Consider the following 7,662-nt stretch of genomic DNA (forward strand, 5'->3'; position numbering starts at 1 on the left):
TCCTGGGGGTCGGCGTGGTGGAGGGACTGGCGTACGGGGCGGCTCTGGCGTGTTTCGCCGCGGTGTGTGTCGCCGTGGCGCCGGAGCGGCCCGCGGCGGTGGGCTCGCCGCACGAGTTCTACCGCGCCGTGGACCGGGTGTGCGTGCGGGTGTGGAAGGACAGCGGTGCGGACATCGAGCGCTACTGGCCGGATCCGGAGGGAGACGCCGCGGCGGAGCTGCGCAAGTGGCAGCACTACGTCGCGACGCGGGTGGACGACGCCAAGGACGTCCTCAAGGGGGCGACGGGGGTCCGCGCGGTGCAGGGAGGGGCGGCGTCCGCGCGGGAGGAGTTCTTGGCGGCGATCCGCCGGTACGTCGAGGCGGGCGAGCGGTTCTCGGGGGACGGGGCCCGCTCGGCCGTCTTGATGGACGCCTCGGACGTCGAGAGGAACGCGGTGAGCGCGCTCGCGGCGCGGAACGGGGCCCGCGCCTGCGACCGCGTCGTCTGACCGCCCGCATTCAGAGGACTAAATGCGAGATAAGGCACAGGCGGCGGGTCGCGAAAGCCACTTTCGCGACGTGTGATGTCCTGAAAGTGGCTTTCGCGACACGGTCACCGATCGGGCCGGGACGAGCCGCATTCAGAGGACCAAATGCGAGCGGGGGTCAGTCCAGGGGCAGGTTCAGCAGCGCGTTCTCGACCAGTTCCGGCATCGCGGGGTGGATCCAGTACTGCCCGCGCGCCATGCTCTTCGCGTCGAGGCCGAAGCTCATCGCCTGGATCAGCGGCTGGATCACCGAAGACGCCTGCGGGCCGATGATGTGCGCGCCCAGCAGCTGCCCGGTGGCCGGGTCGGCGAGCAGCTTCGCGAAACCGGTGGTGTCCTCCATCGCCCAGCCGTAGGCGATACCCGCGTAGTCCTGGTGCGACGTGACGTACGAGACGCCGCGCTCCCGCGCCTCGCGTTCGGTCAGCCCGACCGAAGCGACCTGCGGGGAGGTGAACACCGCGTGCGGGACGAACCGGTGGTCGGCCTCGATCCGCTCGTCCGGGTGCAGCAGGTTGTGCTGCACGACGCGCTGCTCGTGGTTCGCGACGTGCTTCAGCTCGAAGACCGACGAGATGTCGCCGAGCGCGTAGATCCCGTCGACCACGGTCTGCTGGTACTCGTCGACCACGACGTGCCCGCGCTCACCCGTGGTCACCCCGGTGGCGGCGACGTCGAGGAGGTCGGAGTTCGGGGTGCGCCCGGTCGCGACCAGCAGCACGTCGGCCTCGACGGTCTCGGCGCCTTCCGGGCCTTCGAGGTCCAGGGCGACGCCCGACGCGGTCTTGCGCGCGCGGACGGTCTTCCGGTCGAGCCGGACGTCGAACCGCTGCGCGGCCAGTTCGGTGAACCGGGCGCTGACGTCGTCGTCCTCGGAACGCAGCAGCGCGCCGGACCGGTTGACCACGGTCACGTCCACCCCGAACGAGGCGAAGACGTGCGCGAACTCGGCCGCGATGTACCCGCCGCCGAGGATCACGATGCTCGACGGCAGTTCGTCGAGCCGCATCACCGTGTCGGAGGTGTGGTAGCCGGTCTCGGCGAGCCCGGGGACGTCCGGGACGACCGGGCGCCCGCCCGCGGCGAGCACGAACCTGTCGGCGGTGATGGTCTCCGGCGGACGGCCGTCGGAGTAGGTGACCTGCAGTTCCTTGTGCCCGGTGAAGCGGCCTTCGGCCTCGTACACGGTGACGTTCTTGTTGTCCTCGTGCTGGACGCGGTACTCGCGGCCGCCGGCGGCGATCGGGTCGATCCGGCCGAAGATCCGGTCGCGGACGTCGCGCCAGCGGACCCCGGTCAGCTCCTCGTCGACGCCGAACTTCGACGACGTGGCGGGGGTGGCCGCGACGTTGGCGGCGTGCACGAACATCTTCGTCGGGATGCAGCCCACGTTCAGGCAGGTCCCGCCGAACGTGCCCTTCTCCACGATCGCCGTGTTCCAGTCCGCGAAACGCGGGTCGAGGATCGAGTTGCCCGATCCGGTACCGACGATCACCAGGTCGTAGTGGGGCACGCTGTCTTCCTTTGCGGCGGGGGAGCGGGTGGTTCCGACTCTAGCCAACTTGTCACGGCGAGCGGTTGTTCCCGCTTCAGCGCCCGTTGGCGCTGAAGTGCATCAGATCCTTCGGCGTCGTCCAGGTACCGCCCCAGGTCCAGCCGATCGCGGAGAAGGCGGCCACGGTCCGGTCCCCGGCGGTGACCATCCCCGGCCGCCGGTTTCCTCGGTCGTGGTACGCCGACGCGAGCTCGGGCAGCACGAGGTCGCCCTTGGTGTACGGGTTGCAGAAGGGGTTGACGTCGATCGCGAGGCCGTAGGCGTGCGCGGACCAGTTCGTCTGGCCACGCGCCGGACGGCAGACGAAGGCGTTGGTGTTGTTCCCGTCACCCGTCGGGGGAGCGGTGAGTTCGGCGGGAGCGGTCACGCGCATTTCCTCGATCGGGAACTTCGCGGCGAACAACTGCCCGAACACGGTGACGACGGCGTTCGCCACCGACGCGTTCACGAGCATTTCCCCGGTATGCGCGCGGCCGTCGAAACCCCAGAACGACAGCGTGAGATAACGCAATTGGCCGGCCGCGACCGGGCATCCCGCCTGCCAGGTGCTGCGCGCGAGAATCCCGGCGGGAACGGGATTCACCGTGCCCGAGAACCGGTTCCCGGCAGGCGGCGGAAGCAGGTCGGTGGTCGGCAGGGAACGGTTCGCCAGCACGGGAGGAGTCGGGAGGATCTGTCCGAAACCGTCACGGCCCAAGGGAAGCGGCTTCGCGCCGACCTGCCAGGCAGGGGCGGAGGTGGGCGGAGTCGTTGCCGCCGAAGAGGTTTTCGCGGGCGCGCTGGTCACCGCGGGAGTGGACGGCGCGGGCGGGGCCGGGCTCGAACACGAAAAGAGCAGAAGGGCCGTAGCCGCCAGAACCGTCGCCGTAGCCCGCACGGTGTCCAGGGTGACAGATGCGTTCGGTGAGCACAGGTCCACCCGTTTCAGTGACACCGCATCGGGCTTTCTCCGATTAGGGTATTCGCGATCGCTCGTGTACGCGCTGGAGTCGAATGACTTCCCAGGGTCTGACCGTACGTACGCCCCGGTGAAGGGACAGAACATGCCCAAGAAGTCACGTCGCACCCTGCTGCTCGCGGTCGGTGCGGTCCTCGCGACGGCCGTGATGGTGCCGGTCGCGGTCAACAGCGCGGCGGCGGACGACAGCTCGATTAGCGGTCCGGAACAGGCGGCCGAGCCGAGGATCGTGGGCGGCGGCAAGGCTTCGGTCTCGCAGCACCCGTACGCGGTCTATCTGGCCGATCGCGGCGGCAACCAGTACTGCGGCGCGGTGATCGTCAGTTCCACGACGGTCGCGACGGCGGCGCACTGCGCGGTCGCGGTCAAGCGCGCCGATATCCGCGTGGTGGCGGGGCGGGACGACAAGCGCTCCCGGGACGGCGTGGAGCTGCGGGTTTCGCGGATCTGGGTCAGCCCCGACTACAGCGGCGATCCCGGAAAGGGTGACGACATCGCGGTGCTGACGGTCAGCGGGCAGCTGCCGTACCGGCCCGCGAAGGTCGCGGACAACGGCGACGCCGGCCTGTACGAGGAAGGCACGAAGGCGACGGTCCTCGGCTGGGGCCGCGTCTCCGAGGGCGGCGCGCGGTCGGACTACCTGCGCAGCGCGGTCGTCCCGGTGGTCAGCGACAAGACCTGCCGCACCGCGTACTCGGGCTACGACCCGAGCGACATGGTGTGCGCCGGCTACCCCGAAGGCGGTATCGACGCCTGCCAGGGCGATTCGGGCGGGCCGCTCATGGTCGGCGACACGCTGATCGGGATCGTGTCGTTCGGCGAAGGCTGCGCGAAGGCGGGCAAACCCGGCGTCTACACCCGTGTCTCCCACTTCGCGAGCGAGATCTCCCAGCAGAAGAACCGGGGCCTGATCGGCTGATCGGTGCCGTCTTCACGTCCGATGTGCTAACAAGTGGGCGTGACCACCGACACCCCGATCATCGAGACCTCGTCGTTCCCGCTGTCCGTCGCCGGTGACGAGATCACCGCCGCACAGCTGCACGGCATCCTCCGCCTGCGCGTGGACGTGTTCGTCGTCGAGCAGGACTGCGCCTATCACGAGATCGACGGGCGTGACCTCCTGCCCGGCACCCGGCACCTCTGGATCGGGGGTTCCGTCGCCGTCGATTCGTACCTGCGGGTGCTGCAGGACGCCGGCGGCACCTTCCGCATCGGCAGGGTGTGCACGGCCGTCCGCTCACGCGGAAAGGGACTCGCGGGACGCCTGATGGAGACCGCGCTCGCCGGGATCGGCGACGCGCCGTGCGTCCTCGACGCGCAGACGTACGCGACGGATTTCTACGCCAAGTACGGCTTCGTGGTCGAAGGCGAAGAGTTCATGGAGGACGGGATCCCGCACCTCACGATGTGGCGCCGGGAGGCGCCGCGGCCGTGATCACCCCGACCGCGCGGTCCACGTCGGCCTCGGTGAGGTCGGCCCGCGCGGTCAGGCGCAGGCGGGAGATGCCGTCGGGTACGGACGGCGGACGGAAGCACCCGACCCGCACGCCCTGATCGGCGCACGCTGCCGCCCACGCGACGGCCGATTCCGGCGACGGCGCCTGCACCGAGATCACCGCGGCGTCCGGGAGACTGACCCGGAAACCCGCGGATTTCAGCTGCATGGCGAGATTTCCGGCGGCGTCGGTCACCTTGGTGGCCAGTTCGGGCTCGGCCTTCAACGCGGTGAGGGCGGCCAGCGCGGCGGCCGCACTGGCGGGCGCGAGGCCGGTGTCGAAGATGAAACTGCGCGCGGTGTCCACGAGATGTTTGATCACCCGACGCGGCCCGAGTACCGCACCACCTTGTGCCCCAAGGGATTTCGACAGCGTGATCGTGGTGACGACGTCCGGTGCGCCGGAGAGTCCCGCCGCGTGGACGGCACCGCGGCCGCCCTCGCCGAGGACGCCGAAGCCGTGCGCGTCGTCGACGAGCAGTGAAGCGCCGTGCTCGCGGCAGACACCGGCGAGCCGCTCCAGCGGGGCGATGTCGCCGTCGACGGAGAACACGGAATCGGTGACGACGAGCGCGCGCGGCTTGCGGCGGGTCGCGAGCGCGTGCTTGAAGGCGTTCGGGTCGCTGTGCGCGACGGCGGCGATGTCCGAGCGGGACAGGCGGCAGCCCTCGATCAGCGAGGCGTGGATGTACTTGTCCGTGACGATCGCGGAATCCGCGCCGGACAGCGCGGTGACCGCGCCGAGGTTCGCGGTGAAGCCGGACGAGAAGACCAGCGCGGCCTGTGTGCCGCAGAAACGGGCGAGCTCGTGTTCGAGTTCGGCGTGGACCTCGGTGGTGCCGGAGACGAGCCTGGAGCCGGTGGCCCCGGCGCCCCAGCGCAACGCCGCCGCGGCCGCGGCACCGGCGACGCGCTTGTCCCTGGCGAGCCCGAGGTAGTCGTTACCCGCGAGATCCAGCTCAGGTTCCTGCGCCTGCCGGATGCGCAGCTTGCGCACCAGCCCGGCCTCGGCCCGCTTCTCCGCCTCCACGTCGAGCCAGTCGAAGACCTGGTCGGGCGGGAGGTTCTGGGAAGCGGGGCCGGAAGAAGTCACGTCCCGCAGTCTCCCATCCGCCGTTCGGCGGCGGGCGTGGTGGTCCCCACAGCGAACGCGACGAACGGGCCGTTCCCCGCGGAATTCGCAAGGAACGGCCCGTTCATGGCACTGGCCGCCGGAGGGGACCGGCTTCAGTCACTTCAGCTGTCGTAGCTGCGACGCGGGCGGCCGTTGCCCGGACGCTGCGGACGGCCGTTGCCGCCACCGGACTCGCCACGACGCGGGCGGCCGCGGAAGCCGCCGGGACGGCCGCCTTCGCGGTGACCGTGACCCTCGCGCGAGCCCTGGTAACCGCCGCGGTCGCCACCGTAGCCACGGCCACCGCCGCGACGCGGGGACTCACGACGACGCTCGACGACCGGCTCGCCGCTGGGCTGCTGCGCACCGGTGATGCGAGCGAGCTCGGCGTCGCCCGGGCGGACCGTGGTCTGCTCGGCGCGGACACCGGCGCGGTCGGTCATCCGGCGCACCATGCGGCGCTGGTCGTGGGTGACCAGCGTGACCACGACACCGGACGCCCCGGCGCGCGCGGTGCGGCCGGCGCGGTGCAGGTAGTCCTTGTGGTCGGCGGCCGGGTCGACGTGCAGCACCAGCGAGATGTCGTCGACGTGGATACCGCGCGCGGCGACGTCCGTGGCGACGAGGACGGGCGCGTAGCCCTCCTTGAAGTCCGCGAGGACCCGGTTGCGCTGGCCCTGCGTCTTGCCGCCGTGCAGGGCGGCCGCGTGGACGCCCTTCTCGCGCAGGCGCTCGGTGAGGCGGTCCACGTGGTGCTTGGTGCGGACGAACATGATCGTGCGGCCCTCACGGGCACCGATCTCGGTGATGATGTCCTGCTTGTCCTGGTGCGACACCTGGAGCACGTGGTGATCCATGGTGGTGACACTGGCGGTCGACGGGGCGACCGAGTGCGTGACCGGGTTGGTCAGATACGCGCGGACCAGGCGGTCGACGTCACCGTCGAGGGTGGCGGAGAACAGCAGGCGCTGGCCGTCACGCGGGGTCAGGTCGAGGATCTCGCGGACCTGCGGCATGAAGCCCATGTCGGCCATCTGGTCGGCTTCGTCGAGCGCGATGAAGGTGCAGTCCGACAGCGACGCGGTGCCCTGCCGGACGTGGTCCGACAGCCGGCCGGGGGTGGCGATCAGCAGGTCGACGCCGCGGGACAGCGCGTCGGCCTGGCGGGTGAAGGCCATGCCGCCGACGGCGGTGCGGCACCACAGGCCGAGGGACTTGGCCAGCGGGGTCAGCGAGTCGGCGACCTGCATGGCCAGCTCGCGGGTCGGGACCAGGATCAGCGCACGCGGGTGCTTCGGCCGGGCGCGGCCGCCGTTGAGCCGGGTCAGCATCGCGAGGCCGAAGGCCAGGGTCTTGCCGGAACCGGTCTGGGCGCGGCCCAGTACGTCGCGGCCGGAGAGCGCGTCGGGGATGGTCGCCGACTGGATCGGGAACGGGGAGGTGATACCGGCGTCGGCCAGAGCCCGCAGCAGCGGCTCGGGAAGGCCGAGCTCCGCCCAGGTGGTGGCCTTGACACTCTCGACGGCGTCGTTGTGCAGCATCGAGTCACCCGCGGGGCGGGTGCGCGGCTTACTGCGGTGCTGACGCGCCGACGGTGAGACGTGGCCGGAGTTGAACGTGACTGTCACAAATGCCTCTCGGACGTGGCACGTCACAAGGAGGCCCGGGCTGCCCGCACGCAGGCAAGGCAAGATGGTGTGCACAGATGGGCGTTCACAGGGACGAACCCGGCACACCGCGTCTGCGTGACACCGCGCGCCAATTGGTTGATACGGATACCGCGAGCCATTCGGTTGGCTTTGGAGGCGACGGACACCAACTCATCCACGCCGCCGGTTGCGGTCTGTCACTACTGTACCGGACCGTTATCCGGCCTCCCAACCGGAGGGACCGATTGTGGGCAGGGTCTCCACGAAGGGTCGTTCCCGGCGCGGCACGCCGGGTGGGCCGGGGCACTTAAAGTAGGGAAACAGTGTGGAACTTAGTGTAGATCTCGGGGGGAGCCGGATC

Annotated in this window: 7 protein-coding genes; 3 read left to right on the plus strand and 4 right to left on the minus strand. The window is 70.4% G+C overall.

The features are described 5' to 3' along the window. The first annotated feature begins 14 nt into the window (after positions 1-14). Positions 15-491 carry a hypothetical protein gene (locus tag ACXIZN_RS02545; protein ID WP_457952335.1) on the plus strand — a complete coding sequence of 159 codons (477 nt, stop codon included), beginning with the start codon at positions 15-17 and terminating at the stop codon, positions 489-491. Positions 492-648: 157 nt separating this feature from the next. On the opposite strand, the gene ACXIZN_RS02550 is transcribed toward ACXIZN_RS02545, so the two are convergent. Then, positions 649-2,043 (minus strand): mycothione reductase, encoded by a 1,395-nt coding sequence (locus tag ACXIZN_RS02550; protein WP_457952336.1) that lies wholly within the window; start codon positions 2,041-2,043, stop codon positions 649-651. A gap of 76 nt (positions 2,044-2,119) precedes the next feature. Beyond that, positions 2,120-2,782 (minus strand): M15 family metallopeptidase, encoded by a 663-nt coding sequence (locus ACXIZN_RS02555; RefSeq protein ID WP_457960440.1) that lies wholly within the window; start codon positions 2,780-2,782, stop codon positions 2,120-2,122. Between the two features lie 346 nt (positions 2,783-3,128). Between ACXIZN_RS02555 and ACXIZN_RS02560 the strand changes: the two genes are divergently transcribed. Next, positions 3,129-3,962 carry a S1 family peptidase gene (locus ACXIZN_RS02560; protein WP_457952337.1) on the plus strand — a complete coding sequence of 278 codons (834 nt, stop codon included), beginning with the start codon at positions 3,129-3,131 and terminating at the stop codon, positions 3,960-3,962. 33 nt (positions 3,963-3,995) lie between these two features. Next, positions 3,996-4,478, plus strand: a complete 483-nt coding sequence (locus ACXIZN_RS02565; protein ID WP_457952339.1) for a GNAT family N-acetyltransferase — start codon at positions 3,996-3,998, stop codon at positions 4,476-4,478. Here the strand turns inward: ACXIZN_RS02565 and ACXIZN_RS02570 are convergent. Both ACXIZN_RS02570 and ACXIZN_RS02575 read right to left on the minus strand, forming a co-directional pair. Further along, the gene (locus tag ACXIZN_RS02570) at positions 4,444-5,631 is read right to left on the minus strand and encodes an 8-amino-7-oxononanoate synthase (protein WP_457952341.1); all 1,188 of its coding nucleotides are present in this window, start codon (positions 5,629-5,631) and stop codon (positions 4,444-4,446) included. The two genes, ACXIZN_RS02565 and ACXIZN_RS02570, sit on opposite strands and share 35 nt — an antisense overlap. A gap of 143 nt (positions 5,632-5,774) precedes the next feature. Then, positions 5,775-7,280 (minus strand): DEAD/DEAH box helicase, encoded by a 1,506-nt coding sequence (locus tag ACXIZN_RS02575; RefSeq protein ID WP_457952343.1) that lies wholly within the window; start codon positions 7,278-7,280, stop codon positions 5,775-5,777. Positions 7,281-7,662: the final 382 nt, after the last annotated feature.

This window comes from Amycolatopsis sp. TRM77291, from assembly GCF_054166285.1.

What these genes read in the sequence shown, in the direction of transcription:
- ACXIZN_RS02560 (WP_457952337.1), top strand. Translation starts at nt 3,129, where the DNA reads ATGCCCAAGAAGTCACGTCGCACCCTGCTGCTCGCGGTCGGTGCGGTC.